The sequence below is a fragment of the Streptomyces sulfonofaciens genome (assembly GCF_014656295.1).
In the GTDB taxonomy this organism is placed as follows: Bacteria; Actinomycetota; Actinomycetes; order Streptomycetales; family Streptomycetaceae; genus Streptomyces; species Streptomyces sulfonofaciens.
In genome coordinates this window covers 290,320-315,753 of record NZ_BNCD01000010.1, presented here as the reverse complement: position 1 = coordinate 315,753, position 25,434 = coordinate 290,320, and the positions used below count along the sequence as shown (strand labels likewise).

19 protein-coding genes and 1 pseudogene are annotated in these 25,434 nt (G+C 72.5%); 6 read left to right on the top strand and 14 right to left on the bottom strand.

Going from position 1 to position 25,434, the window contains the following annotated elements:
- Positions 1-273: pseudogene (locus IE313_RS18550) on the bottom strand (penicillin-binding protein 2); the annotation flags it as partial.
- A gap of 350 nt (positions 274-623) precedes the next feature.
- Complete coding sequence (locus IE313_RS18545) at positions 624-1,664, bottom strand: sulfotransferase family protein (protein ID WP_229924752.1); 1,041 nt, start codon at positions 1,662-1,664, stop codon at positions 624-626.
- A 398-nt stretch (positions 1,665-2,062) separates the two neighbouring features.
- On the opposite strand from IE313_RS18545, the gene IE313_RS18540 reads away from it, so the two are divergent.
- Complete coding sequence (locus IE313_RS18540) at positions 2,063-2,845, top strand: enoyl-CoA hydratase/isomerase family protein (protein WP_189933540.1); 783 nt, start codon at positions 2,063-2,065, stop codon at positions 2,843-2,845.
- Between the two features lie 228 nt (positions 2,846-3,073).
- Here IE313_RS18540 and IE313_RS18535 read toward each other — a convergent pair whose 3' ends face one another.
- Positions 3,074-4,120, bottom strand: a complete 1,047-nt coding sequence (locus tag IE313_RS18535; RefSeq protein ID WP_189933538.1) for a GNAT family N-acetyltransferase — start codon at positions 4,118-4,120, stop codon at positions 3,074-3,076.
- The gene (locus IE313_RS18530; RefSeq protein ID WP_189933536.1) at positions 4,117-4,911 is read right to left on the bottom strand and encodes a phytanoyl-CoA dioxygenase family protein; all 795 of its coding nucleotides are present in this window, start codon (positions 4,909-4,911) and stop codon (positions 4,117-4,119) included. The genes IE313_RS18535 and IE313_RS18530 overlap by 4 nt, the downstream gene beginning before the upstream one ends.
- 175 nt (positions 4,912-5,086) lie before the next feature.
- Here IE313_RS18530 and IE313_RS18525 point away from each other — a divergent pair, with 175 nt between their 5' ends.
- The gene (locus IE313_RS18525) at positions 5,087-5,881 is read left to right on the top strand and encodes an HAD family hydrolase (protein WP_229924751.1); all 795 of its coding nucleotides are present in this window, start codon (positions 5,087-5,089) and stop codon (positions 5,879-5,881) included.
- Positions 5,882-6,008: 127 nt separating this feature from the next.
- Here the strand turns inward: IE313_RS18525 and IE313_RS18520 are convergent, their stop codons facing one another.
- From IE313_RS18520 to IE313_RS18485, 8 genes are all read right to left on the bottom strand, one after another.
- Positions 6,009-7,472, bottom strand: coding sequence for a LysR family transcriptional regulator (locus IE313_RS18520; protein ID WP_189933534.1), 1,464 nt, complete (start codon positions 7,470-7,472; stop codon positions 6,009-6,011).
- Between the two features lie 110 nt (positions 7,473-7,582).
- On the bottom strand, positions 7,583-9,046 hold the full coding sequence (locus IE313_RS18515; RefSeq protein ID WP_189933532.1) for an MFS transporter: 1,464 nt from the start codon (positions 9,044-9,046) through the stop codon (positions 7,583-7,585).
- Complete coding sequence (locus IE313_RS18510) at positions 9,043-11,088, bottom strand: B12-binding domain-containing radical SAM protein (RefSeq protein WP_189933530.1); 2,046 nt, start codon at positions 11,086-11,088, stop codon at positions 9,043-9,045. The genes IE313_RS18515 and IE313_RS18510 overlap by 4 nt, the downstream gene beginning before the upstream one ends.
- 79 nt (positions 11,089-11,167) lie before the next feature.
- Entirely contained in the window at positions 11,168-12,571 is a 1,404-nt protein-coding gene (locus tag IE313_RS18505) for a B12-binding domain-containing radical SAM protein (RefSeq protein ID WP_189933529.1), read from the bottom strand.
- Positions 12,543-13,949: an asparagine synthase C-terminal domain-containing protein gene (locus tag IE313_RS18500; RefSeq protein WP_189933527.1), complete on the bottom strand. Its 1,407-nt coding sequence runs from the start codon at positions 13,947-13,949 to the stop codon at positions 12,543-12,545. Before IE313_RS18500 ends, IE313_RS18505 begins: the two co-directional genes overlap by 29 nt.
- A 1-nt stretch (position 13,950) precedes the next feature.
- The gene (locus IE313_RS18495; protein WP_189933525.1) at positions 13,951-15,063 is read right to left on the bottom strand and encodes an AMP-binding protein; all 1,113 of its coding nucleotides are present in this window, start codon (positions 15,061-15,063) and stop codon (positions 13,951-13,953) included.
- 32 nt (positions 15,064-15,095) lie between these two features.
- A complete protein-coding gene (locus IE313_RS18490) occupies positions 15,096-16,517 on the bottom strand; it encodes an aldehyde dehydrogenase family protein (protein WP_229924750.1) in 1,422 nt (473 codons plus the stop codon).
- Positions 16,514-17,962, bottom strand: coding sequence for a B12-binding domain-containing radical SAM protein (locus tag IE313_RS18485; protein WP_189933523.1), 1,449 nt, complete (start codon positions 17,960-17,962; stop codon positions 16,514-16,516). The genes IE313_RS18490 and IE313_RS18485 overlap by 4 nt, the downstream gene beginning before the upstream one ends.
- A 475-nt stretch (positions 17,963-18,437) precedes the next feature.
- Between IE313_RS18485 and IE313_RS18480 the strand changes: the two genes are divergently transcribed.
- Positions 18,438-19,223 carry a phytanoyl-CoA dioxygenase family protein gene (locus IE313_RS18480; RefSeq protein ID WP_189933522.1) on the top strand — a complete coding sequence of 262 codons (786 nt, stop codon included), beginning with the start codon at positions 18,438-18,440 and terminating at the stop codon, positions 19,221-19,223.
- Positions 19,224-19,231: 8 nt separating this feature from the next.
- Entirely contained in the window at positions 19,232-20,125 is an 894-nt protein-coding gene (locus IE313_RS18475) for an enoyl-CoA hydratase/isomerase family protein (protein WP_189933520.1), read from the top strand.
- A 305-nt stretch (positions 20,126-20,430) separates the two neighbouring features.
- Here the strand turns inward: IE313_RS18475 and IE313_RS18470 are convergent, their stop codons facing one another.
- A complete protein-coding gene (locus tag IE313_RS18470) occupies positions 20,431-21,159 on the bottom strand; it encodes an NUDIX hydrolase (RefSeq protein ID WP_229924749.1) in 729 nt (242 codons plus the stop codon).
- Between the two features lie 171 nt (positions 21,160-21,330).
- Between IE313_RS18470 and IE313_RS18465 the strand changes: the two genes are divergently transcribed.
- Both IE313_RS18465 and IE313_RS18460 read left to right on the top strand, forming a co-directional pair.
- Positions 21,331-22,347, top strand: a complete 1,017-nt coding sequence (locus tag IE313_RS18465; protein WP_189933518.1) for an MBL fold metallo-hydrolase — start codon at positions 21,331-21,333, stop codon at positions 22,345-22,347.
- Between the two features lie 25 nt (positions 22,348-22,372).
- Positions 22,373-23,539 carry a P1 family peptidase gene (locus tag IE313_RS18460; RefSeq protein ID WP_189933516.1) on the top strand — a complete coding sequence of 389 codons (1,167 nt, stop codon included), beginning with the start codon at positions 22,373-22,375 and terminating at the stop codon, positions 23,537-23,539.
- A gap of 381 nt (positions 23,540-23,920) precedes the next feature.
- Here the strand turns inward: IE313_RS18460 and IE313_RS18455 are convergent, their stop codons facing one another.
- Positions 23,921-24,730, bottom strand: coding sequence for an AfsR/SARP family transcriptional regulator (locus IE313_RS18455; RefSeq protein ID WP_189933514.1), 810 nt, complete (start codon positions 24,728-24,730; stop codon positions 23,921-23,923).
- Positions 24,731-25,434: the final 704 nt, after the last annotated feature.

Sequence of the window (25,434 nt, the reverse complement as noted above, 5' to 3'; positions counted from 1 at the left end):
CAGCTTGGTGCGGGAGGCGGAGACGACGAGCCGGGTCTCGTTGTCGGCGAGCGGCACACCGCGCGCGTCCAGGATCGAGCCGCGTAAGGCGGGCTGGACGACCTGCTGGACGTGGTTGCCTGACGCCTCCTTGGCGTAGGTGTCGCCTTTGCGGATCTGGAGGTACCACAGCCGTCCGCCGAGGGTCAGCAGGAGCGAGAGGACGAGGATCTGGATGACGACGAGCCGGATCCTGACCCGTGGGGTCCGGCCCGTCTCCGGAATGTTGGTCACGTGTCTGCCCCCTGTGCCGTGGTCGGATGCCCCGTCCGGTCGTCCGTCCCACCGTGCGGCAGTGACCGCGTCCGATCTCTCGTGGCTGTTGCGCGCCGCGCTGAAAGGCGGGTGCCTTTTCGGCTACCGGAGAGTCCCTCGGCGGCGGTAGGAAAGTCGTACCTTCCACAAAGCCTAGGCGACTGCAATGCCCCCGCGTAGCTCACGATCACGTCATCCTCGATATCAAGTCATCCTCGATTTCCCGGTGCATACGGGATGACCTCCCTTCGGGCGGCCCCGATGCGGTGGCACAGAACAGGCCCCGGGGACGGCCGGGGCCCGTTCCGCCGATTCGGCGGGCGGCCGGGTCAGCCGACCGGCAGTGCCTCGCCCAGGAACTCGGCGAGGCGACGGATGCCGGGGGCGCACGCCTGCCTGAGTTCCTCGGCCTGTTCGGCGGGGAGCCTGTTGGAGGCCCCGACCCGTCGCGTGTCCACCCGGCCGGCCACCCGGGCCGCCCACGCCTCCGGCTCCGGGATGCCGGCGAACTCGCCGAACCGGGCGAGTTCGGGTCCCGGGTCGGCCACGATCCGGTCGTAGCAGATGTGGAGCAGGCGGTCCGCGGGGAGCCCGGCGAGGTGCCTGATCGTGCTGGTGCTGTGCGACCACATCGCCCCGAAGCGCTCCATCGGGATGGCGGCGTCGGCCAGCGCCGCGGCGTCCAGGGTGTCCGGCGTGAACCTGCGCAGCCGCTCGGGCAGCAGACCCGCGTGCGCGGGGTCGCCGACCCGGAACGGGTCCACTCCCAGCTCCTTGCGCAGATCCCTGATCAGTACCGCGAGACGGAACAGCGGGTGCCGGCTCATGGACACGGCGCAGTCGGGCCCGTTCCGGTACATGTGGACGAACCGGGCCGTGGGGAAGTACGTGAGGAGGTCGGGCAGGAAGCGCATCGAGGCCCCCGACCGCTCGATCGTCACGTCACGGTCGAGGAAATCGGCCCACCAGGCGAAGAGCCGGGCGTACTGCCGGGGGAGCGGGGCCGTCGGCCACCGGGTGACCTCCTTTCCGATGGCGTCGTGGAGGGCGTCCGGGTCGTCGGTGAGCGGAGGCAGCGTCATCAGGCTGATCGCGGGCACCTCGCCCGCGGCGAAGCGTCCCGAGCCGAGCGGGTACCGGTACTCCGGGACCGCCACACCCCTGCGCATCAGTGTGTTGGGCTTGAGCCGGGGTGCGCTGAGCAGTTGCCAGAACTCCGGTCCGTCGACGTTCCCACCCGTGAATCCCAAGGGATCAAGACACGCGAAGAACTCGCTGAGGCTCAGTACTTTCCGGTGTTCGTTCACAAGGTCCGACAGCATCGTCGAACCGCAACGACCGGTGCCCAGGACGATGGTGAGTGAGGCCACCTTCTCGCTCCTTCCAAAGCGAAGACACCCGCACTCGGCAAGCGGACGGTACGCTTCCCGCGCGAGATCGTCTTCTCGTTACGCCTCCGTTCTCTCCCGGTGCTCTTCGCCCGCTCTCCGGTCGCTGTTCGTTCGCTCTCCGTGCCTTCGACCACCCGCTGGGGACGAGTGCCGCAGGCCCTGAGTGACGCCGCCCAGGCGGCAGTTGACCGGTTCCAGGCATTGACTGGCCCCTGTGCGCTATCTAGGCTTCTTCGCGGTTTTCCATGATAATAATTCGGCCAATCGGTGAAATTGGCCGGTGGGGCGACGAACTTTTCGATGGTGTGAGCCAGTCATCGGCCGGGAGCGAAGAACATCACGGCCGACTTAGCGGAAAGAGTCCTGCGGTGAATCCGATGGCGTATCAGTCCATTCCCTCCGACGAGTCCATAGCGTGTTCCAAGAACGACGACGGGGTCATCCTCCTGGAGTTCACGGGTGCGCACGAGCAGAATCCGTTCAGTCGCGCGCGTATGCGCGAGCTCGCCGCGCTGATGCGCGACATCGACGCCGACGACCGGGTGCGGTCCGTGGTGATGTACGGCGGCCCGGGGCGCTCCTTCGGCGTCGGGGGCGACTTCAACGAGGTCTCCCTGTTCACCGGCGGCGACGAGGTGAGCGACTGGGTCGACGACATCACCGATCTGTACACGTCGATCGCGTCGATCTCGAAGCCGGTGGTGGCGGCCATCGACGGCTACGCCATCGGGGTCGGCCTGCAGATCGCCCTGTGCTGCGACTACCGGGTGGGCAGCGAGCGGGCGCGGCTGGTGATGCCGGAGCTGCGGGTGGGCATCGCCTGCAACTTCGGCGGGTTCATGCTGCGCTACACCGTCGGCACCACCGTCATGCAGCGCATGCTCTACACCTGTGAGGAGTGGCCCGCCGACCGCGCCCTCGCCGACGGGCTGCTGCACGAGACGCAGCCCACCGACAAGACGCTGGAACGCGCCCTGGAACTCGCCCGCAGGATCGCCCGCTATACCCCCGAGGCCGTGCAGGGCACCAGGGCGCGGGTCAACGCCCCGTTCGTGGAGGGACTCGAAAGGGTCCGTACCGAGGCCAAGGAGTCGCACCGCAGGGCGTTCGCCGCGGGTGAGGCGCAGGTCCGGATGAAGCGGATCATCGGGCAGGGCTGAGGGGGCGGACCCCGGGGGCCGGCCCGCGCCCGGCCCCCGGACGGTGCTCGGCCCCTGCGCGGTGCTCGGCCCCCGCACGGCGCCAGGCTGCCGGGCCTGCGCTCGCGGTCTCCGGGCCGGCGCCCCGGCCGCGAGCCCCCGGGGCGCTCGGCCCCGTGGCTCCCCGGCCGCGGGCCTGCCACCCCGGGGCCTCGGTCCCCGGGACCCCGGCCCCCGGGGCCCGTACGGTCAGCTCCGGCCGGAGGGTGCCCCGGGAGGGGCCGCGACGACGGCGCGCTCGAAGTCGTCGAAGCGCGACTCCACCTGCCAGCCCAGGCGCCGGTAGAGAGCGAGCGCCGGGAGGTTCGCGGCGTCGACGGTCAGCACCATCGCGGTGCGGCCGTGGCGCCGGGCCCGGTGCATCACCGACAGCAGCAGCAGACTGCCCAGGCCCTGTTTCCTGGCCTCGGGCACGACGCCGATCTGCCGTACGTACGCGGCGTTGCGGCTGTCCCGCATGCGGTCGGTGATGTTGGCGAAGCCCACCGCGGTGCCGTCCGCCTCCAGCAGCGCGCACTGCGCGGGATCGACTCCCGGGTCCGCCTGCCACCACTGGCGCCAGGACTCGAAGGAGTCCTCGCACTTGCCGGCCTCTTCGGCGGAGAAGGCGCTGTTCTTCACCGCGTGGAACGTGCGCAGGTCCTGTTCGGTGCGGAGCGGGCGTACCGCCGCGCCCGGTACCGGGCTCGTCCGCGCAAGCCCGCCGTCCAGGGCGACCGACATCCGGTGGTAGGCGTGCGGGGAGCCGAAACCGCAGGCGTCCAGCGCGGCGCGGGCGGTCGTCTCGCCCTCGGACACGAAGCAGGACAGCCTCCCCTCGGACGCCGTGCGCGCCCCGTCCCCGCCTCCGCCCGGGTCCTGGCCGCGCCCGGCCCCGCGGGCCAGCAGTTCCCCGCAGCGCTGCTCGGCGAAGGACAGCAGGCCGACCCCGTCGGCGACGGTGGCCCGCGGCCCGAGGACCAGCTCCGCGGTCCACCCCGCCACCCCGGAGGAACTGTTCAGCCACACCGCGCCCACGGCCTCGCCGGCGCCGTCCCGCAGCAGCCGGGTGTCGCGCTCCGGGTCGAGTCCCGGGGCGGTGAGCCGGCCCGCGATCCAGGGGCGCGTCGTCTCCACCCTGCCGAGTGCGGCCAGGTCGCGGTGGCGCGCCAGCCGCCAGATGGCGTCGGTGTGGGCGCCCGGGTCGACGGGGACCAGGGCGCGCGCCGTGCCGTCCCGGCGAACGGGTGCGGTCACCGCGTGCCGCCCGCCGTGCCCCTGTCACGCCGGGGCAGCGAGTAGACGTAGGAGACCGCTCGGCGCTCTTCCTCACTGGAGTTGGCGGACGAGGTGTGCGCGGTGAAGGCGCCGAACAGCACCGCGGACCCCGCCTTCCTGGGGAGCGTGATCGGGGTCAGGTCCGGCCAGAGCCTGTCGATGTCGAGGGAGGGCTCGCGCGGCGAGGCGAAGAGGTCGTCGGGGTCCATGCCGTCGGGTATGTGCTTGACCCGTCCGCGGTGCGAACCCGGCAGGAAGCGCAGGCACCCGTTCTCCTCGTGGGCGTCGTCCACCGCGATCCAGATGGTGTAGACGTCCTCGTACTTCTCGTAGAACTCCTCCTTGAGGAACAGCGCGTCCTGGTGCCAGGGCTTCTCCGAGCCGACCTTCGACGGCTTCGCCCACATGTAGGTGTTGTAGAAGTCGCCGCTGACGCCGTGCAGCGGCCGGACCACGCCCTCGTTGAGGTTGATCAGTTCTGGCACGGCGGCCAGCTCGGGGGAGCACTGGTGGGCGAACGACACCACCCGCACCTTGCCGGGGATGCCCTCCTGCCCCGAGGCGCGCGCACCCCACCCGCCGCCCTCGGCTTCCGACTCGAGCTGCCACTCGACCGTGCTGTGGCGCATCTCCTCGGTCTGCCGTATCAGCCGGTCGCACCCGCGGCGCATCAGGTCGAGGACCGATTCGGGCACCAGGTCGTCGATCGTGATGAAACCGCGCTCGTCCAGTTCTCCGGCGAGATCGGCAATCGATTGGCTGAGTTGCATCGGGCCACCTTTCGGTACGTGCACGGGCGTGCGGCCGTGAGAACCCTGTTTCACACGACTATGTGCAGGCGTGCCGAGCACCGGCAACGGAATGGCCGCGTACGGTTCGGGCCGGGCCCCAAAAGGCATAAGGCGCCCGGCCCCCGGGGCCGCCCCGGCGCCTAGGGTGGGCTGGATGGCGCCGGTCGCACCGCGGCCGGCGGTGGCGGTGGTCGGCCGGCGGGCCGGGAGGGACGGCATGGCGGAAGTGGTGCGGCCAGAAGCGGTGCGGGCGCAGGGCACGGAGGCGCAGGGTGCGGGGGCGAGCGCCCCGGAGTCCGTCTCGGCGGTGATCGTGGACTGGGGCGGCGTGCTGACGCAGTCCTTCGACGAGGCGATCGAGGTGTGGGCCGCCGCCGAGGGCGTGGACAGCGGGGAGTTCCACGCGGCCCTCGGACGGCTGCTCGGCCCCGGCGCACGGCCGGGCACGGAGCCCAACGTGTTCCACCGGGTCGAGCGGGGTGAGATGCCGGTGGCGGAGTTCGAGGCCGCGCTGGCCGCGCTGGTGCACAGGCCCGACGGCAGCCACCCCCCGGCCGAGGGCCTGGTGCAGCGCATGTTCGCGCACTTCACCGAGGACGCCGCCATGACCGGGCTGCTGCGCCGGCTGCGCGCTGCGGGGGTCCCGGTGGCGCTGCTGTCCAACTCGTGGGGCCACCGCTACGACCGCACCGGATGGGACGGGCTCTTCGACGCGGTGGTGATCTCCTGCGAGGTGGGGATGCGCAAGCCGGAGCCGGAGATCTTCCACCACACCGCCCGGCAGTTGGGCCTGGGGCCCGGGGAGTGCGTCTTCGTGGACGACCTGGGCCGCAACGTGCGCGCCGCGCAGGCACTGGGAATGGCCGCGGTCCACCACAGGACGGCCGCGGAGACCGGGGAAGCCCTGATGTCCCTGCTGCGCCTCGCCGACCGCCCGGCCACCCGCTGACGGCAGCGGCCGGCCGGCCGCTGTGTGCCGGCCGCGCACCTCGTGCCCCGGTCCGCCGTGTCCGGCAGGCCGTGCCCCGGCCGGAGGCGAACTCCGAACCGGATGCGGCCCACCGGGGCCCGCCGTGTCACCGGGCGGTCGCGGAGGCCACCGGAGCACTGACGGCCTTCCTGCTGCGCGGCTGGGCGCAGGCCGCGGCCCGCCGGCGGGCGGCCGGTGCGGGGGACGGCGGCGCGGGGACGGCCGCGGCGGCCGCCGGTACCGCCGAGTTCTGCCGTATGCGGCCCACCAGTTCGTCGAGTCGGCTCTCGGCCGGCCCCGAGCAGTCCAGCAGCCGCCGGGCGGCGGGGGACAGCGAGGTGCCGCGTGCCGTGCTGTACACCAGCGGCTGGCCGCAGCCCTTGCCCAGCCGGTGGATACGGCGGGTCAGCGCGGGCTGGGTGACGAGCAGCGCCTCCGCGGCGCGGTTGAGGCTGCCGATCCGGTCGATGACCCGCAGCAGGTGCAGGTGCTCGGGCTCGAAGCAACAGCCCGGGTCCGGCTCCGTCCAGTGCAGTTCGGCGAGCAGGAGGGGCAGCGGCGCGACCGTGGAGCACGACAGCGGATCCACCAGGGCGCGCGCCGGGAGCCGGGGGCTCTTGGAGAGCGCGGGGAAGGTGGCCGACAGGGCGTAGGCGGGGTTGCACTTCGCCGCCCGCTGGACGTACCCGTACCTCAGCCAGGCGCACAGCTCACGGGCCAGGGCCAGCGGGACGACGAGCGGATCCACGGCCAGCGCCAGCCGGCGGACCAGCTTCTGGCGCAGCGGCCTGAGCACCACGCTGCGCTCGTGCTCGGAGTCCGCGGAGACCGGCGAGACCAGCGCGATGCCGTACCCGCGGCCGACCAGGTCCAGGGCCGCGCTCTGCGAGCGGACCGTGTAGCTGACGCGCGGAGCCGGGGTGAGCAGGGAGAAGGCCCAGCGCTGGTCGTCGGCCGAGTCGCCGCCCACGGTGGCCACCCACTCGGCGTCGGCCAGGTCGTGCGGGTCGAGGACCTCCCGCTGGACGAGGGGGTGCTCCCTGGGCAGTGCGACCCACTGCGGTTCCTCGACGACGGTGTGCACCAGCGCCTCGCTGCGGCGCAGCCCCGGCCTGCGGGTGGTCTCCCAGCCGCAGGCGGCGTCGACCGCGTACCGCTCGAAGCGCTGCCAGACGTAGTGGTCGTCGCCGGGCACGACGTCGAACACCGCTTCGGGGAAACGGTCCGCCAGGTCCCGGCCCATGCCGTACGCCAGGTCCGCGCCCACCGCGAACTGCACGACCGGCAGCCGCAGTTCGGGGTCGGCGCGGTGGTGGGCCGTGGCCAGGGCGAAGTCGATGGCGCCGAGCAGCCGCCGGCCGGCGTGCAGCAGGGCGTGCCCGGCCTCGGTGAGTTCCGTGCCATTGGCGTTGCGCGCGACCAGGGAGGTGCGAAGCCTGCGCTCCAGCTTGATCAGACGGCGGCTCGCGGACGACTGCGTCATCCGGCCACACCTCTCCACCGCGTGCAGGCTCCCGTGGTCCGAAACCGCTTGCAGTAACGCCACATCCGAGCGTCGCAGATCGAACATCGAGCACTCCTCCCCCGTAAGCCTCGGCCGACCCACACAGGGCGGCCCCAACCGCCTGTGACGTGCGTCTCACTTATCGTATGGTCGTTCGGTGGCCGGTGTCCTCGCCGTCAGGTAGTTGGCCGAATCGGATGGGTGGCCCGTCCCGACGCGGAGGGCATCTCCTGCCCAGGGTGCTCCGCGGGCTTCGGGAAGGCCAGCGCCGCGGCGACCCCGGCGGCGCACAGCACCGCCGAACCGACGAAGACGGTCGTGTAGGCGCCTGCGGCCGGGTAGCCCGCGGCGGGCGTCGCCACGGCCAGGATCATGGAGCCGACCTGGACCCCGAACGAGCCGCCGAGGTTGCGCAGCACGCTGTTGATCCCGACCGTCACCGCCGTGGTCCCGCTCGGTGAGACGAGCGTGAGCAGCTCCGCGACGGCCCCGCCCAGCAGGCCGGTGGCCAGCCCGGTCAACGCGGTGCCCAGCGCCAGCCCGGCGACGGTGCCCGACTGGAGGGCGAACACCACCGGGGAGACCGCGAACAGCGCCGTGCTCGTGATCATCAGGGCCCGTGCCGTCATCCATCCCGACTGCCGCACCCATCCGGAGAGCAGCCCCCCGGTCAGCGCGGTGATCTGCATCGGCAGCATCACCAGGACCGTCGTGCCCCCGTCGGCGGCGAGGCCGTAGCCCGTGGAGCGGGGCGCGTCGGCGAGCGCCGGTGCCAGCACGCCGTTCTGGAACATCACCAGACCGGTCAGCAGGCTCACCGCGTTCAGGGTCCAGATCGGGCGGCGGCCCAGCAGCCGCGTGTCGATCGCCGGCTGCGGCGAGCGCCGCTCCACGCGTACCAGCGCGGCGCAGCCCACCACCCCGGCCGCCAGCAGCACCGCTGCGGTGACCGACCCGAGCCCCTCCTGTCCGTACCGGGTCAGCGCCAGCAGCAGGCAGGCGCTGACGGCACTGAGCAGCAGCAGGCCGGGCACGTCCACCCGCGTCCCGGTGCGGCGCGGCGTCTCGGGCAGCACCAGCGCGCCCATCGCCAGCAGGACGACCGCCAGCACACCGGCCGTCGCGAACAGCCAGCGGAACGCGGCAGCGCCGTCCCCGAACAGGCCGACCAGCAGGATGCCGACCCCGCCACCGGTACCGAAGGCCGCGGACAGCACACCGGAGGGCCCGGCCAGCGGCTGGTCGGGGAAGCCCTCCCGCAGCAGTCCGATGGCGAGCGGGAAGATACCGGCCGCGACGCCCTGCACCAGCCGCGCGACGAGCAGGACGGCGAACGTCTGCGCGAGGGTGGCCGCCACCGACGCGAGGGCGACGACGGCGAGCACCCAGAACAGCAGCACGCGCCGGCCGTAGAGGTCACCGAGGCGGCCCACCACGGGAGTGGCCACACAGCCGACCAGCAGATGGCCGGAGACGATCCACGAGGCGTCCGTTCCCGAGACGCCGAAGGCGTGCTGGATCTGCGGCAGCAGTGTGGCGACACCGAGCTGGAGCAGCGAGAAGAGCCCGCAGGCCCCCGCGAGTCCGCTCAGTGCCGCCCGCCGCGCCCTGGACGGATTCAGGCCGCGGACGGTGCTCACCGCTGTTCGCTGAGCACCGCATCGGCCAGCGAGGTCACCTCGGCCGACTCGAAGCGGTGGCAGTAGTGGTTGATCCGAGACACCGGGTAGCTGGGGCCGATCGCCGCCAGCGCGAACGCCTTGAGGTCACCGGGCACCGGCTGGTAGCGGCCGTTCGCGCCGAACCGCTGGTCGCCGTAGGTGACCCGGACCCTGCGCGGCAGAAGCGGGCCGCCGCCGAAGTAGGCGGGCCAGTCGTGGGCGTACTCGGCCGTCTTGCCGCGCTCGGGCGCGTAGTCGGGGCGCAGCATGACATCCCGCTGGAGCCGCAGGACGTCCTCCAGGCGGGCGTCCTGGTCGGGATGCAGGTCCAGGGTGGTGAGGTACTCCCGCAGCTCGGCGTGGAACCGGTCGAACTCGGTGGCGATGCGCAGCCAGCCCCAGTTGTCGATCGTCCAGCCGCGGCGCTTGCCGTACGGGGCGAGGTCGGCGGCCATGTCGGGCTGGCTGGCCACCAGGTTGGCAAGCGGCAGCGTGGGGATGTCGATGTAGTCCTGGTAGAGGCTGCGCATCCGCAGGTACACCGACCCGAGGACACTGTCGGGACGGCTGCTGAAGTAGTTCTGCAGCCCCTCGTAGAAGCGGGTGTAGCCGATCTCGTGCTCCTGCCTGAGGAAGATCGACAGGTAGCGGGTGTAGCAGCCGTTGTGCAGGAACTGCACCGCCTGGACGAAACCGAAGGACTCCACCCAGGCGTCCCGCGGCATGGCGTTGGTCTCCATCACCATGTCCACCGTCTCCGCCTCGTCGTCGGGCGTGCCGTCACGCTCCACGTACAGGCGCTTGGGGACGGTGCGCAGCCCGTAACCGGCGATCTTCTGGGGGGTGTTGATCGGCGCGTTGGGCAGGATGCCGAACTCGTAGACCCGGATGTCCTCGTGGTTGCCGGCCTCCAGCAGCGAGCCGATGCCGTCGCGGAACGTGCGCGAGGTCTCCAGGGGCAGGCCGAGGATCAGCTCGGTGTAGGTGTGGATGTTCTCCGCCGCGTACCGCTGCTGGAGCTTCTGGTAGTTCTCCAGGCCGATGTTCTTGCGGTCGATGGCCTCCAGCACGTCCATGTCGGTGCTCTGCATCGACAGCGTGGTGCCCATCAGCAGGTCGGCGTCGTGCCAGGTCTTGCTGATCTCGAAGACCCGGTCGTTGGAGTTCTTGGCGAAGTTGACGCGGATCTGCCGCGGTGCCCCGCTCGCCGCCCGGGCCTCCGCCAGGGCGTGCGCGATCTCCAGGTCGCGGGGCATGATGCCGAAGTTGGCGTCGCAGATGAACAGGTCCTCCACGTCGTTGCGGGCGAACCACTCGATCTCTTCCTGCAACCGCTCGTCGTCGAAGATCCGCAGGGCGCTCATCGTCGCCGAGCCCCAGTCGCAGAAGGCGCAGGAGTACGGGCAGCCGCGGTTGGTCTCCCACAGGGCGTAGAAGCGCAGCCCGCGCTCCCGGCAGGTGGCCACCGCGGCGTCCATCACCCCCTCCAGGTAGGGGCTCGGGCTCTCGATCTTCCTGGGCAGCCGCTTGGCGGGCGGCCCCGCCACGGCCCGTCCGTCCCGGCCCACCGAGACGCCGGGCACGGTCGTGTAGTCCGGGCTTTCGGCGAGGCGCTCCGCCAGCAGTTCGCGGAACGCCACCTCGCCCTCGCCGTGCGCGAGCACGTCCACGTACGGGTGCTGGGCGAAGAAGTCACCCGGCCGGTCGGGGACATGCGGTCCGCCGGCCACCACCAGCACGTTGGGGTAGCGCTCCTTGACCAGTTTCGCCACCTTCATCTGGCGGCGGAAGTTCCACACGTAGCAGGACAGGGCGAGGACGTCGGGCTCGGTGATGCCGTCGGCCATCTCCTGGACGGGGGCGACCAGGAAGACCGGGTCCCGGAAGTCGTAGGCGGCCGCGATCCGCGGGTCCTGCTCCGCGTAGGTGCGCAGCAGACCGGCCACCAGAGGAAGGAAGGGCACCGCGTTGAGGCCGATGAAGTACACCTTGCGGCGGCGGCCGGCGAGTTCGGCGGTCATGCTGTCACGGCTCCTCGTTGTCGGACACTTCTCTGCGTGGGCACCCGGCCGGATCGTCCGTGCTGCGGATCCGGTCGGGTCATCCGGTGCTGGAGAGCCGTTCGGGCTCCCTGGGACGCGACCAGTCGGCGCCATCGCGCAGGGACCGGAGCATCTCGTCGAAGGCGCTGTCGTCGGAGTAGTAGAAGACCGACGGGTCGGCGCCGGAGGTCACCCCGGGCGTGGTGCGGGCGCTCGCCCCCGCCAGCAGGTCGGCGAGCCGGTGGTAGAAGCTCTCCAGCGGCAGCCGGGTGGGGAAGAGGGTGTGGTAGCAGTCGAAGAGCTCCGGGTTGTCGCTGATCAGCTCGGACCGGGACTCGTCGTAGAGGTCCGTGCCGGGCAGCGGCGTCAGCACCGAGAAGCTCGGCATGTCGACCTGGAGTTCCTCGACGGTGCGGCTGAGCCGGGCGAAGTCCTCGTCCACCCAGTTGGGCTGGACGATGAAGTTGGCCCGCACCTTCACCCCGTTGGCGTGGAAGAGGTCCAGGGCCCGCCGGGTCTGGCCGGGGTCGGTGCCCTTGCGGTAGTCCGAGAGCTCCTCGTCCGTCATCGACTCCGCGCCGACCAGCACCGAGTCCAGGCCCACCTCGGCCCACCGGACGATCACGTCGGGCCGGCGCAGTGCGGTGTCGGTGCGCACGTACATGTGGAACCGCTTGCGGACCCCGGCCTTGTCGATGGCGTCCGCCAGCTCCAGCATGCGCGCGGGCTGGATGAACGCCTCGTCGTCCACCACGTACAGGTTCTGGCCGTCGATGTCGGCGATCTCGGCCAGTACCCGGTCGATGTCCTTCACCAGGTAGCGGCGGTCCGTCATCCGCCACAGCGAGCAGAACTTGCAGGTGTACGGGCAGCCGGCGGTGAACCGGATGAGCGACACCGGGCGGTAGATGGAGTGGAAGTAGTCCTGGCGGTGGTGCGCGAGCAGCGAGCGGTCGGGCATCGGCAGGTTGTTGAGCGCCGCCGGCTTGGGACGGCGGTCACGCTCCAGACCGGTGCGCGCGTCGTACGGGGCGAGGCCCAGCACGGGCGTGGGGGTGCGGCCCGCCTCCAGCTCGGCGGCCAGGTGGCTGAGCGGCGCGCCGCCCTCACCTGCCACGACCCAGTCGGCGGCGAAGCCGTCCAGCCACTCCGCCGACACCGTGGGATGGTGGCCACCCAGCACGATCGGAACGTTGGGCCACAGCCGCCGCGCCTCCCGGCTGACCTCCCGGGAGACATGGGCGCTGGTGGTGTACGGGATGGCCACACCCACCAGATCGGGTGGTTCGTGGCTGAGCGCGTACTGCTCCAGCGGCGGATCGATCCGCAGGTCGTGGATGGTCACGTCGTGGTCGCCGCGCAGCGCACCGCCCAGGTACTCGAGCGGCAGCGGTTCACAGCAGCTCAGCCGATCGCTGAGGAGGGCCCGTTCGTTACGAGGCCACACCAGCAAGATCCTCATCGGATCCCTCCCTGTCGTTGGTCCCGGTCTCCGTCCCGGTGCCGGACGCCACCGGTCCGTCGTGGCAGAACACGGAGGTCGCCATCGCGTACAGCCGCTCGGCCTGGGCACGCCGGTCGTCACCGCCCAGCGCGGCGGCGAACATCCGGCTCATGGCGGTGCCCTCGTGAATACCGCGCTTGGGCCGCCAGGCGACCTCGCCCGGCAGGACCGTGGCGGCGGCACTGCGCAGCACCCACTTCGCCGCGTCGTCGCGCACCTTCAGCCGGCCGCGGATGCCGAACGCCGTCGCCATCACCTCACGCGTCCAGTAGGGGTAGCGGACGACGGTGTTGCGGTCGTCGGCGAAGACGGGGCTGAACTCGTTGCTCCGGGCGGTCGCGGTGGTCTGGGCGACCACGTTCCGCTCGATGTCCGTCTCGCTCCCCGTGCCGCCGAGCCCGGCGAACAGCAGGTCGGCGCCGTACCCGGAGAGCAGCACCTGGCGGTCGCCGGTGCTGATGCGGCTCAGCAGGAAGCACACCGGAGCGGCGATCTGCAGCGTCAGCAGGTCCCAGGTCTCCAGCGAGCGGATCATGCCGGGCAGCAGCTCCAGCAGCTCGTCGGGGCCGAACAGCAGCTCCTGGTGGGTGCTGCCGAGGCGCTTGGCGAGGAACGCCGCCTGCTCGAACTCGTCGCCGAACGGGGTGCCCACGGTGTACGTGCGCAACCTCGCTCCGGTGACCTCGCGCGCCGCGAGCGCCGCGACCGTGGAGGAGTCCACCCCGCCGCTCAGCGTGAGCCCGACCTCGTCGAGACCGGCGGACAGCCGGGCCACCGACGTCTGCAAGGCGTTGCGCACGCTGTCCACCCCGGCCACGGGGTCGACCACCTCGGGCCGGTCCGGCAGCCTCTGCAGCCGCCGGACGGAGACCGGGTCGGTGCCGAACGCCTCCGTGGCGAGGGTCACCGCGCTGTTCGCGGGGACCGCCGTCACACCCGCGAACCGGCCGCCGGGCAGCAGCGACTGCTCCGCGCTGCCGAGCACCGGGGAGCCGGAGAGCAGCGGCAGGATCGCTCCCGCCGACGTGGCGATCAGCAGCGTGCCGTCGTCGGCACGCGCGTAGTGCAGCGGGCAGGTGGCGCCGATGTCGCTCCACAGCGTGGCCCGGTCGCCGCGCACCAGCACGGCGCAGTAACGCGAGTGGCTCCGGGCGGTCCAGGCCACCAGCTCGTCGAGCGGCGCACGCTCCGGCGGGCGCTCCTCGACCAGCCGGTCACCGTGCACGACCAGCGCGTCCGGGCCGTTGCGCAGTATCTGGGTGCTCAGTCCGCGGCCGGTGCCCAGGGGCTCGAAGCCCACCGAACCACCGTGGCAGCGCAGCAGGAAACCCGCCATGTCAGTAGACCCCCTCGACGCGGTGCCCCTCGGTGAACTCAGGGGAGTACGGATCACCCAGCCAGGGCCAGGGATAACGCTCTGCGGCCACCCCGTACGGCTGCACCCGGCGCGCCCGGTCGCGCTCCCAGAACCCGGGCACCAGGGCGTCGTCGGTCAGCCGCCACACCCGCACCCGGCCCTCCTCGCCGAACGGCACCTCGGTGCCCGTCGACTCGTCGACGACGTCCAGCGCGACGTGCGGCTGGCAGGGCACGTACACCACCCGGTGGTCGTCCTCGGCCTCGAACGGCTTCTGCCAACTGATGCCGGTGGTCGAGGTGCCGTACATCCCGACGACGGGCACACCGGGGAAGAAGTCCTCGCGGAGCTGGCGATGGGTCTCGGGCTCCATCGTGGTACCGGCGTGCACGATGGCCCGGACGCCGGGCAGTGCCTCGGTCCCCAGCCGCTCCGGCAGCATGTCAAGCAGCCGGGAGGTGCAGAACAGCACGCCGATGTCCTGGGCCCGGGTGACCTCGGCCACCTGGTCCCAGATGTGCTGCACGTACCGGTCGTAGGCGGCCGTCATGCCCTCCTCGCCGAAGATCTTCACGATCCGCGGGTCGAGGTCGACCGAGAAGCACATGCCGCCGCGGCGCTCCGCGAAGGCGACGACGAGCCGGCCGGTGGTGTGCGGCCCCATCGGCCCGACGAACAGCCAGTTGCAGTTCCGCGGCACGCCGTGCAGGTCGAGGAACTCGTCGGAGAAGTCCAGGATGTCCGCCCAGTAGCGGGCACCCCAGGTGCCGTGCTTGGCGGGTCCCGTGGTGCCGCCGGTCTGCGCGGCCCACAGCGGGCCGCCCTTGTCGAGCACCGAGCGCGGGACGAAGTTCTCCAGCGGCGTCCGCCGAGACGCCTCCTCGAAGTGCATCTGGTCCGGGCCGTCCTTCAGGCCGAGCACGGCGACGGCGTCCTGCAGGGTCCGGACCTTCTCCAGGGCGTTGGTGCCCAGCCGGCGGTCGCGCTCCAGCCAGTAGGGGGTGCCGTGCCGAGGGTCGAAGTGGAGGCCGACGGTCCGGCGAACGTCGTCATCGGTGATCGGACGGAGCGCCGACCCGCTCGGACATCGCATGGCTGATCCCTCTCGTCTGATGCTGTTGCCGGTCACGCGCCGGCGCCCGGCAGAACCGCCTTCTTCTTGAACAGGAAATCGGCCAGGTAGCCCTCGTGCGGGTCGCACGGGTCGTAGCCGCGGTCGAACTCCTCACCGCCGAACACCTTGTCGACGCCCGGTTCCTCGGCGAGCGCCCGCTCGATGCCGTCGCCCGCACCGAGGACGGACACGATCAGCGACCCCGCGCAGGCCGCGACGGCCTTCGACCGGGGCACATGCGCCACCGCGGTGAACGGGAAGGGCAGCTCCGTGCCGAAGAGCGGCGAGCCGGGGTCCACCAGCAGCACCGTGGGACGCAGGAAGGCCCTCCCGTCGAGATCCACCCGCAGCGGCACACCGGTGGCGGCCTCGGTGACGTCGACCGCGCCGGCCGCGATCTCCCGCTCGATGCGCACGGCAAGCGCGTCCCGTGCGCCGCGGTCCGGGAAGGCCGGCACCGTCGCCGCGGGGTCGTCAAGGGGCAGCACGGGGCGGGTGGCGAACTCCTCGGCGAGCAGCCCCGCGGCCTCCTCGGCGGCACCGAGCACCACCAGGGAGCTGATGTTGGTGCACAGCCGGCCGCAGCCGGCGAACGCCTCCCGGGCCAGCCGCTGCCAGGCGTCCTTGGGCGGGGCATCGCCGACGACGGCCCGGCTGCGGCCGTAGTGGTAGGTCTTGACCTTGCCGGGCGGCAGGTCCTGCGGCACCTGCTCGCCCGGCCACAGCACCTGGTCGGCGAGCCGGCGCAGGGCCGGCGCGTCACCGTGCACCAGCGACACCGCGCCCTCGGGCAGCCCGGCGGCGTACAGCGCCTCGGTGAGCAGGACGGCGGTGAAGGGGTCGCGGGCGGAGGTGCCCAGCAGCACGGGGCGGCGGGCGGCGAGCGCCTGGAGCCACTCGATGTTGATGGTCGGGAAGTTGTCGGGCACGCGCACGTGCACCGACCGCCCGGCGGGCCGCCAGCTCCACCGCGGGTGGCCGCCGCCGGTCCGGTACGCCGCGACGGTGCCGTCCGGGGACTGCGCGGCGAGGATCTCGTCCATGCGGCCGAGGTCGTCGGCCACCGTGCGGATGCCGCGCGCCGCCCGGCGCGTCGGCAGTCCGGCCGCCGCGGACAGCGCCCGCAGCCACGGGTCGAGCTCGCCGGCGGCCAGCTTGGCGGTGAGCCGGTCGGCGGCGCCGCGCAGCAGCCCGAACCAGGCGTCGTCGTCGAGGGCGCGGAGCTGGCGTGCCGCCTTCCCGGCCTCCTGCGCCATCCGGAACTGCACCAGCCGGCCCGCGGTCCCCAGCCGGGCCAGCGGCCGCCCGGCACCGTCGTCGAGCAGCTCGGGACGGCTCGACATCACCGGGCGCGAGCCCGAGTAGGCCGGCACGTCCAGAGCGGCGACGGTGTCCGGGGCGGCCGGCAGGGCGCCCGTGGCGAGGGTCGTCACTGGACCTCCGGGACGAGGGCAGCCGGCTCCTTGGCTGCCGGTGCCCCGCCGTCCATCAGGCCCAGGCGGGTCTGGACGGTGTCCAGGTTCGCCAGGAACGCGATGCGCTTGTACTGGCCGTCGCGGCGGGTCGGGGTCATGTCGTCGTAGAGCTTCCACAGCTCGTCGATGGACGCGCTGGGGCTGGAGGTCACCGGGATGTGGCCCGTGTAGCAGTCGGTGTCGCTGGTCTCCACGGTGAAGTTGACCCGCTTGGCCATGTCCTTCTCCACCTCGTGGTGGAAGGGCACGAAGAAGCAGGGCGAGACGATGTCGTGCTGGTTGGCGCCGAGCCGGGACTGGAGCCAGGTGATGGTCGCGCGCATCGCGTCGTCGGTCTCGCCGGGGATGCCGAGGATCAGGGTGGCCTGCACACCGATGCCGGCCTTGCCCAGCGAGCTCAGCGCGCGCTCGGTCACCTCCACCTTGACCGGCCGGCCCAGACGCTTGAGCAGCGACCAGTCCAGCGTCTCCACACCCACCAGGAGGCGGAAGCAGCCGGACTCGCGCAGCATCTGCGCCATCTCGTCGTTGATCAGGTCGGGACGCGCCTTGGCCTCCCACTCGAACTTGCCCTGCAGGCCCGACTTGGCGATGTGCTCGCACAGCTCCTGCATGCGCGGCACGTCCTCGACGAAGTCGTCGTCCTCGATGCGGATCCGGTCGAACCCGTGCACCTCGACGAGCTCGCGGATCTCCTCGATCACCCGCTCGGCGCTGTGCCGGCGCTGGCCGACGCCCCACTGGTGCTTGGAGTAGCAGTAGGCGCAGGCGTAGGAGCAGCCGCGGCTGGTGACGACGTTGCCGGCCCGGCCGCGGGAGATCGTCCGGTACAGCTCCATGTCGGCCAGGTCGCGGGCCGGCTTGGGCAGCTTGTCCAGCCGCATCACCTGGGGGGCGGAGGGCGTCTCGACGACCGTCCCGTCCTCGTCGCGGAAGACGATGCCGCGCACCTTGTGGAAGTTCTTGCGGCCGTTGGTGCCGTACTCGTGGACCAGGTGCGAGAAGGTGACCTCGCCCTCGCCCTTGACGATCACGTCGGCGGCGCCGTCCTCGACCAACTGGCGGGCCAGCGGCGTGGCGCCGACACCGCCCAGCACGGTCAGGGCCGCCGGCCGGTGGTGCTTCACGTCCGCGGCGAGCTTGATGCCGTTCTTGAGGCTGGACGTCAGCACCTGGATGCCGACGATGTCCGGCTGGTGGCCGCGCAGGAACTCGTTCGGCGTGGCGAGCGGGCGCTGCAGGACGAAGAGCTGGTCGTCGATGAAGTGGACGTCCGTGCCCTTCGTGTCGTGGAAGGTGCCCTCCCGCAGCACGGCCGCGAGGGACAGCAGTCCCAACTGCGGTGCGGAGATCGATTCTCCGGAGTACGGCGACCTGCGAGCGTTCACGAGAAGAACTTGCATGCTTAGTCTGCCTCCTGCGAGTGGACAGTCCCCGGGCGCGGCCCGGCTGACCGCCCGCAGCCTGTGCACACGGGTTCCATGGCTGGAGAAGGTGCTGTGCGGTCCTGGCCCGTGTCACAAGGTGGGCTGGTCTGGTCGTCAGCGGGTGATCCGGGGGGATCGGGGTGATCGTCGAGCAGGCCGTCAGGACGCGGCGGCGTGCCCGGATGCTGCTCCGGTCGGTCGACAGCGGTGCTGGATGGGGGGCTGCATGTGCGTTCCAGCCCAACACGGGTCCCGGCCGCCGTCCAATGCCTTTAGCGGGTCGCGGCCGCGCCGCCACGGCATGGGCGGGAACGGCGCCTTCGGCCATGCCGTGGGTGCATCACGGCGATGCGCCAATGGCTCCTGTGCCGGGTGCCGGCTCTGTGGCAGCATCGCTGCGGAGTTACCGAGATCAGATCAACTGCCTCGCACTCGTATCGGAGAGGTGCCGATGACCCCTTCCCGCCAACCGGCCGACGCAGCTGACCTGACCAGCACCTCGACGGGGGCCACCGCGGCAGCCGACCGCGAGGCGTTCTGGCGTGACGGAGTGGTCCGCTGGGACGGCGTGCTGACGCCGCAGCAGGTGGCGGACCTGCGCATCTCGGTGGAGAAGGCGTTCTTCTCGGCGGGCCGGCCCGCCGAAGGGGTCCGCGACCTCTCCGAGCGGCAGGGCGAGCCGCTGGACCTGGCGTTGCTGCAGAAGGTCGACCTGTGGCAGTCCGACGCCACGTGCGAGGCCCAGGTCCGCCGCCCCGACCTGGTACCCCGCGTGGAGGCACTGCTCGGCGGGCCGGTACGGCTCTTCCGCGACCACTCCTTCTACAAGGCGGCGGGCAAGGGCGAGCGCAGCCGCCTGGTGCTCCACCAGGACAACCGGTACTGGCACCTGGACCCGCCGGACGCCGTCACCGTGTGGATGGCCCTGGACGACGCCACCCTGGAGAACGGCTGCGTGCAGTACGTGCACGGCAGCCACCGCTGGGGCCGGGTCGAGCACACCCGCCCGGAGGAGGGCGCGGTCCTCGTCGAGGCCCACAGCGACCAGGAGCCCGTCGCCTACCCGGTGCCCGCGGGCAGCGCCCTGGTCCACCACGCCAACACCCTGCACGGCTCCGGCCCCAACCTCACCTCGGGACCCCGTCGCGCCTACGCCCTCGTCTTCGTGCGGGCCGACGCGACCGTGCGCGGCCGACCGATGACCGACTTCCCGCTCGCCGCCGACCTGGTCAAGTGAGGCACCCGATGTCCGACGCCGCAGTCATCCCCGCAGACAAGGCCCAGGAGAGTGAGGAACGGCACGAGCGCCCCCGTGAGGACGAGGGCCGGCCCGGCGCCTACGAGACGATCCTGTTCGAACGCGTCGACGGCGTCGCCTGGGTGACGCTCAACCGGCCCGAGCGGCTCAACGCCACCACCGAGCGCATGCACCACGAACTCCTCGACGTCTTCGCCCGGGTCGCCGACGACGGCACGACCCGGGCGCTGGTGCTCACCGGCGCCGGGGACCGGGCCTTCTGCATTGGCAGCGACCTGGGCTTCCTGAGCGAGGTGCTGGCCGGCGAGGAGGCCGACACCGAACTCTTCGCCGCCTATCTGGAGCGGCTCAACCGCGTGGTGTTCGCGCTGGAGCGGCTGCCCATGCCCACCATCGCCATGGTGCAGGCGAAGGCCAGGGCGAGCGGCTTCGAGATGGTCATGGCCTGCGATCTGGTACTGATCGCGGACGAGGCCAAGATCGGTGACGTCCACACGCCCTACGGCCATATGCCGGGCGCCGGTGCCACCCATCGCACGGTGCGCAAGATGGGGCTCCAGCCCGCGATGGAACTGCTCATGACGGGCCGCTGGCTGTCCGCGGCGGAGGCCGTCGAGAAGGGCGTGGCGCTGCGTGCGGTGCCCCGCGCGCACCTGCGCGCGGAGACCGCCGCGCTCGCCGCCACACTGGCCGGGATGCCGGGCGACTGCCTGCGCCATCTGAAGGCCGCCGTCATGGGCGGTCTCGGCGGCACCGTCGAGGAGGCCGTCGCGGTGGAGACCCGCGAGTACCTCGCCCTGATGCGCAGCTCCTCCGGCCCTGTGGACGGCTACCGGGAGGGCCAGCGGGAACGCGCGACCCGCCGCGGCGCATCGTCCTGACCCCACCCCCCGAGGAACGCGCCCCCCGGGGCGCAGCCATGCCTGAAGGGGCGGGCTGTGCCTTGAAGGGGTGCGGGGAACAGCGCGAGGAGCCATGACGAGCGGGTCGGGTGGCCCGGGTCCCAGGCGGGGCAGCCCTGCTCGCACGGGCCCACCGGCGGGTGGACGGCCGCAGGCCCCTCACCCGGGGGCGGGTGGGCGGCCGCACGGTGCGGGGGCGGGTGGGCGGCGGCACAGGACCCCGACCCCGCGCCCGGGGCGCAGCCCCGCCCGCGCGGAACGGCGCGGGCGGCCCGGTGAGGCCCTCACCGCCCCAGGCGGGCCGCCGCATCCGACCCACCGGCAGGCGGCCGGGGCAGCTCGCCCCCATAACGGAGCTTCGCCTCCGCGAGCTCCTCGACCCGTCCCGCATCCGACGCCCGCTCCCATCCCCCCAGCCGCAGCAGCCACGCGACGATGCTGCCGGTGAAGCCCCAGACGAACAGGCCCCCCACCAGGAAGCCGGGCCCGAGGTAGCCGGTCGGGAAGCGGAGCTGCAACCGGCACGCCGGCTCCCCGAGGTCCCGCACCGGTACCCGGTGCACCGAGACGATCTCGTCGCCGTCCCCCGCCAGCTCGCCCACGCCGTCCCACCAGCCGAGCACCGGGGTGACCGCGAACCCGCTCCAGGCCAGGTACAGCGGAGGCAGCGGGGCGACGACGTGGACCGAGGCCGGGTCGAGGCCGGTCTCCTCCGAGAGCTCGCGCAGGGCGGTGTGCGCGGCGTCGCGGTCGTCGGAACGCACCGAACCGCCGGGGAAGCACACCTGGCCGGGATGGTCGCGCAGCGTGTCGGAGCGCTGGAGGAACAACAGGTCGGGGCCGTCGTCCCCGGCCCCGAAGAGCACCAGGACGGCGGAGGCCCGTTTCCCGGCGGTGTCCGGAAAGGCGTAGCGCGCCAATTCGGGAGCGCTGTCACGGGCGGCTCGCCGGCCCATGTCGGCCAGCCAGGACGGCACCTGGGGCCCGGTCGGATGTGCCTGGTCGTCAGCCACGGGCGCCAGCGTAGGCGAGCGGCCACCGCACTGCGCCCGCTCCGTGGGGCATTGACGCGAAACGATTCTGCCCCTTGCGACACTCCGTGATGCGTTCCGGACATGATCACGCATGGTGAATAATGGTTCGCGCTTCGTGTCGATCAACGTCGAGAGTCGAGGTCCTCTCCGATGCCCAGCCGGCGCACCCGACAGGCGTCCCCCGCCGCGCACCCCGGACCCTCGGCGGCCGGTGCGCTCGGGGCCGTTCCGGGTCCGGGCGCCAGCAGACGCGCCCTGGTGCGCGGCTCGCTGGCGGGGGCCGCGGCGGTGGTCGCGGGAGCCCAGTCCTCCGCCGTCGCCCACGGCACGCTCCGCCGGGGAGCCGGGACGGGCCTGCGCTGGTTCGGGGTCAACTCCTGGGAGCTGTCCTTCGACGGGCGGACGGTGCTCATCGACCCCTGGCTGACCCGCTTCTCCACCAGGGGCCCTGACGGCCGGTTCGATCCCGCCACACCGCTGAGCGTGGACCGCGCGACGATCGGCAGAAATCTGGGGGCCGCCGATCTGGTCCTGGTCACCCACGGCCACTACGACCACATGGGCGACGTCCCCCACGTCATGGAGCGCTTCCCCGGGGCCCGCGTGGTGGCCACGCAGACCCACGCCCACCTGCTCACCGCCATGGGCGCCCCGGCCGACCGGATCATCTGGGCGCACGGCGGCGAGTACCTGGACCTCGACGGCTTCACGGTCCAGGTGCTCCCGAGCCTGCACAGCCTCTCCACCGGCTACCGGTACTTCGCCCCCGGCACCCTGACGGCCCCGCCGCGGCGCGTGCACACGGTCGCCGACCTGGTGGAGGGCGGCACGCTGGCGTACCTGGTGACCACCGGCAGCGGACTGCGCGTGCTCAACATCGGCACCGCCAACCTGATCGAGCGCGAACTGCGCGGCCTGCGGCCCGACGTCGCCATCGTCGCGGTGCCCGCGGGCAGGCACACGCACCGCTATCTGGAGCGCCTGCTGGACGCACTCGGTGCCCCGCCGCTCGTGGTGCCCACGCACCACGACGCGATGGACACCCCGCTGGACCGGCCGGTTCGTGCGGACGCCGACGCACTGCGCTCCTTCCGGGACACGGTGCACCGCGTCAATCCCCGTGCCACCGTGGTCGAGCCCCGGTACCTTGAGGCGGTCACGCTGTAGGAGGAGCCAAGGGGAGGGGCACGGGATGGCGGCGCAGCAGGGAGCCGACGGGACCGGAGCGCCGGCGACCGGTCCGTTGAACGCGTTGACGGACGTGGCGGGCCTGCGGGTCGGCCACGCCGGCCGGGCCGCGGAGGGCTGGCTGTCCGGTGTCACGGTGGTCCTCGCGCCCGAGGGCGGTGCGGTGGCGGCCGTGGACGTGCGCGGCGGCGGCCCGGGGACCCGGGAGACCGACGCGCTCGACCCGCGGAACCTGGTCCAGCAGGTCGACGCCGTCGTACTGACGGGCGGCAGCGCCTTCGGCCTCGACGCGGCGGGCGGTGTGATGGCGTGGCTGGAGGAGCACGGGCGCGGTTTCCAGGTCGGGGCCGGCCCGTCCCAGGTCGTCCCGGTGGTGCCCGCGGCCGCCCTCTTCGACCTCGGCCGCGGCGGCGACTGGCGGGCACGGCCCGGCGCCGACCTCGGGCGTGCGGCCGTCGAGGCGGCGGCGGGCAGCGCCGAGGGCTCACCGGTGCGACTGGGCTGCGTGGGAGCGGGCACCGGTGCGGTGGCCGGCGGGCTCAAGGGCGGCATCGGGACGGCGAGCGTGGTGCTGCCTTCCGGGGCGACCGTGGCCGCGCTGGCGGCGGTGAACGCGTCCGGCTCGGTACTGGATCCCGCCACCGGGGTCCTCTACGGGGCGAGGACGGGCCTCGACGGCGAGTTCCGCGACCGCGGCCTGCCCGAGGCGCCTCCCGAGGCGGAACGGCACGCACGGGCGCGGGAGCGGCTGGGCGCGGCCCGCGAGGAGACCCGGCAGCGGCAGGCGGACGTGGCGGGCGCGCTCAACACCACCCTGGCCGTGGTGGCCACGGACGCGGCGCTGACCCGCGCGCAGGCGCAGAAGCTGGCCGGCACCGCCCACGACGGCCTCGCCCGCGCGGTGCGTCCCGTGCACCTGCTCACCGACGGCGACACGGTCTTCGCACTCTCCACGGGGCGCCTGCCCCTGGTGCCCGACGACGCGGAGGCCCCCGGTCCCGGCGCCCGGCGCACCGGCTGGGCCACGCACATGGCGGCCATGGAGCTCAACGCGGTCCTAGCGGCCGGCGCGGACGTACTCACCCGGGCCGTGGTGCACGCGGTGCTTGCCGCGGAGGGCGTGGACGGACCCGGCGGCCACTTCCCGTCCTACCGGGAGCTGTACGCCTGAACCACCCTCCTCGCTACCGCTGTCCCGTCGTGGCCCGTACGGCCGAGAGTCCCTCGTCCGTGCGGCCGCTCCACGGGTCCGTGCGGCCGCTCCACCGGATCCGTGCGGCTGACCGGCCGGCGCGGCGGTGGTGGCCCGGGCACCGGCCGGGCGGGGCGGCGGCGCCGGGCGCGACGGGGGGCCGGTGGGGTATGCCCGGGGCGCGGCGGAGTCCGGTCCACCACCTTCGGTGCGCCGGTTCCCGGGTCCCCTCTGACGAGCCGGCGTGCCCGGGGGATGAAGCACGCCGGCCCGGGCCGATGTGGTGCCTCGGCCACGGGCCATCGAACTCCGGCGGCCTCTTGATCGACTCTCGTGCCGGTCTCGGGCCGCCCGACCGCGTCAGCCCACGCGGTCACCGGCCATATGGGGGCCGGGGGTGCGCAGAAGTCTCTCGTCCTGACGCAGGACGGCCTGCATCACCTCCCGCAGCTTCGCGCCCGGGGTGATGCCGATCTGCTCCCGCAGGATCCCCTTCGCCCGGTGGAAGACCTGGATCGCGTCGGCCTGCCGTCCTTCGCCGTAGTAGGCCTTCATCAGACCGACGTACAGGTCCTCGCGCAGCGGGTCGCGGTCGATGAGCTCCGACAGATGGGCGATCGCCTCGCCGTAGTGCCCGAGGCAGACGTCGATCAGGGCCCGCAGCTCGACCGCCGCCGTCCGCTCCCTGTCCAGGGCCTCGCCCTTCATACGCAGGCGGCTGGACGTGACGTCCGTGAGCGCCGTGCCCTTCCACAGCGCGAGGGCGGCGTCGAGCTGCTCGGCCGCGATCCTGTGCTGCCCGCGCGCGTGGAGCGCCCGGACGCTGCGCACCGTGTCGCGGAAGACGAACGCGTCGATGCGTTGGCAGGGCACGTGCAGCTCGTAACCGAGATCGTGCGAGCCGAGCGCGTCGCGGGTGAGCCCCGCTTCCGTGAGGGCCTTGCGGATCATCCAGGCGGACGTCTGCAACTGCCCTGAGACGGTCAGGGGCGGCTCGCCGTCCCAGGAGTCCGCCATGATCGATTCCTTGGACACGACCTGCCCCGGGTTCAGCGCCAGGGAGGCGAGGAAACGCCGCTGCCGCTCCCCGCGTATGCATATCGGCCGGTTGTCTCTCAACAGGGTGACGGGACCGAGAAGCTGGATCATCAGATTGAAGCTGGTACACATGACGGTTCCCCCTTGTGGATGGATCGAGCCCAACAGGAGCCGGTAAGGAGCCGATACGGCACGGGCCTTCCTGTAGCGGACATGCCGTTCTCTTGCACACGGGCGCCTCGTCATGCGGTCCACGGCGGGTGCCCGGCCTCCGTCGTGGGGGACGGAACCGGGCGGCGGTGGCGGATCCGTGTCCTCGACGGTCTCTTGTGATTCGTGTCACCAAAGGTGGCACGGGGTGGATGGGTTCGCTGCTGAGCGGAGTGGACTGGGAGCACGGCCCGCTGCGCCGAGCGGAGCCTGGCCGGTGGGAGGGCGGAGGAAGGGTCCCTGGCGGACACCGGAGGACTCCGTGTCCGCAAGGGAGCCGGCTGACGGATCGGGCCCGATCCGTGCGCGGGGCACACGACGAACCGGTGTGCGTCGCAGGACGTCACCACCGGTCGCGGTTCTGGCGAGGGCAGGGCGAAGGCATGGCCGTCGAACCTGCGTGTGCATGTCCGTGCCACCCCCGTCGGCTCTGCTCGGCTGACACGCACGGCGATGCGGTTCGGGGGCCTGACCTGGACGTCGCTTCGATACGGTGCGGTCTTCGCCGTCGACGTCCTGAGCGGCCGGATCAGCACGTGTGCCGACACGGCAGGGGCGCGCCGGCCCCGTCAGCCGGACCGCCTCGGCCGTCGATGTCCGCGCCGTGGACCGGGCTCGTCGCGACC

Excerpts from the sequence above, each read along its gene's own strand:
- IE313_RS18495 (WP_189933525.1), bottom strand. The coding sequence starts at position 15,063 with ATGCGATGTCCGAGCGGGTCGGCGCTCCGTCCGATCACCGATGACGAC.
- IE313_RS18520 (WP_189933534.1), bottom strand. The coding sequence starts at position 7,472 with ATGTTCGATCTGCGACGCTCGGATGTGGCGTTACTGCAAGCGGTTTCG.
- IE313_RS18480 (WP_189933522.1), top strand. The coding sequence starts at position 18,438 with ATGACCCCTTCCCGCCAACCGGCCGACGCAGCTGACCTGACCAGCACC.
- IE313_RS18500 (WP_189933527.1), bottom strand. The coding sequence starts at position 13,949 with ATGGCGGGTTTCCTGCTGCGCTGCCACGGTGGTTCGGTGGGCTTCGAG.
- IE313_RS18530 (WP_189933536.1), bottom strand. The coding sequence starts at position 4,911 with ATGCAACTCAGCCAATCGATTGCCGATCTCGCCGGAGAACTGGACGAG.
- IE313_RS18510 (WP_189933530.1), bottom strand. The coding sequence starts at position 11,088 with ATGACCGCCGAACTCGCCGGCCGCCGCCGCAAGGTGTACTTCATCGGC.
- IE313_RS18485 (WP_189933523.1), bottom strand. The coding sequence starts at position 17,962 with ATGCAAGTTCTTCTCGTGAACGCTCGCAGGTCGCCGTACTCCGGAGAA.
- IE313_RS18465 (WP_189933518.1), top strand. The coding sequence starts at position 21,331 with ATGCCCAGCCGGCGCACCCGACAGGCGTCCCCCGCCGCGCACCCCGGA.
- IE313_RS18460 (WP_189933516.1), top strand. The coding sequence starts at position 22,373 with ATGGCGGCGCAGCAGGGAGCCGACGGGACCGGAGCGCCGGCGACCGGT.
- IE313_RS18525 (WP_229924751.1), top strand. The coding sequence starts at position 5,087 with ATGGCGCCGGTCGCACCGCGGCCGGCGGTGGCGGTGGTCGGCCGGCGG.
- IE313_RS18455 (WP_189933514.1), bottom strand. The coding sequence starts at position 24,730 with ATGTGTACCAGCTTCAATCTGATGATCCAGCTTCTCGGTCCCGTCACC.
- IE313_RS18540 (WP_189933540.1), top strand. The coding sequence starts at position 2,063 with ATGGCGTATCAGTCCATTCCCTCCGACGAGTCCATAGCGTGTTCCAAG.
- IE313_RS18505 (WP_189933529.1), bottom strand. The coding sequence starts at position 12,571 with ATGAGGATCTTGCTGGTGTGGCCTCGTAACGAACGGGCCCTCCTCAGC.
- IE313_RS18475 (WP_189933520.1), top strand. The coding sequence starts at position 19,232 with ATGTCCGACGCCGCAGTCATCCCCGCAGACAAGGCCCAGGAGAGTGAG.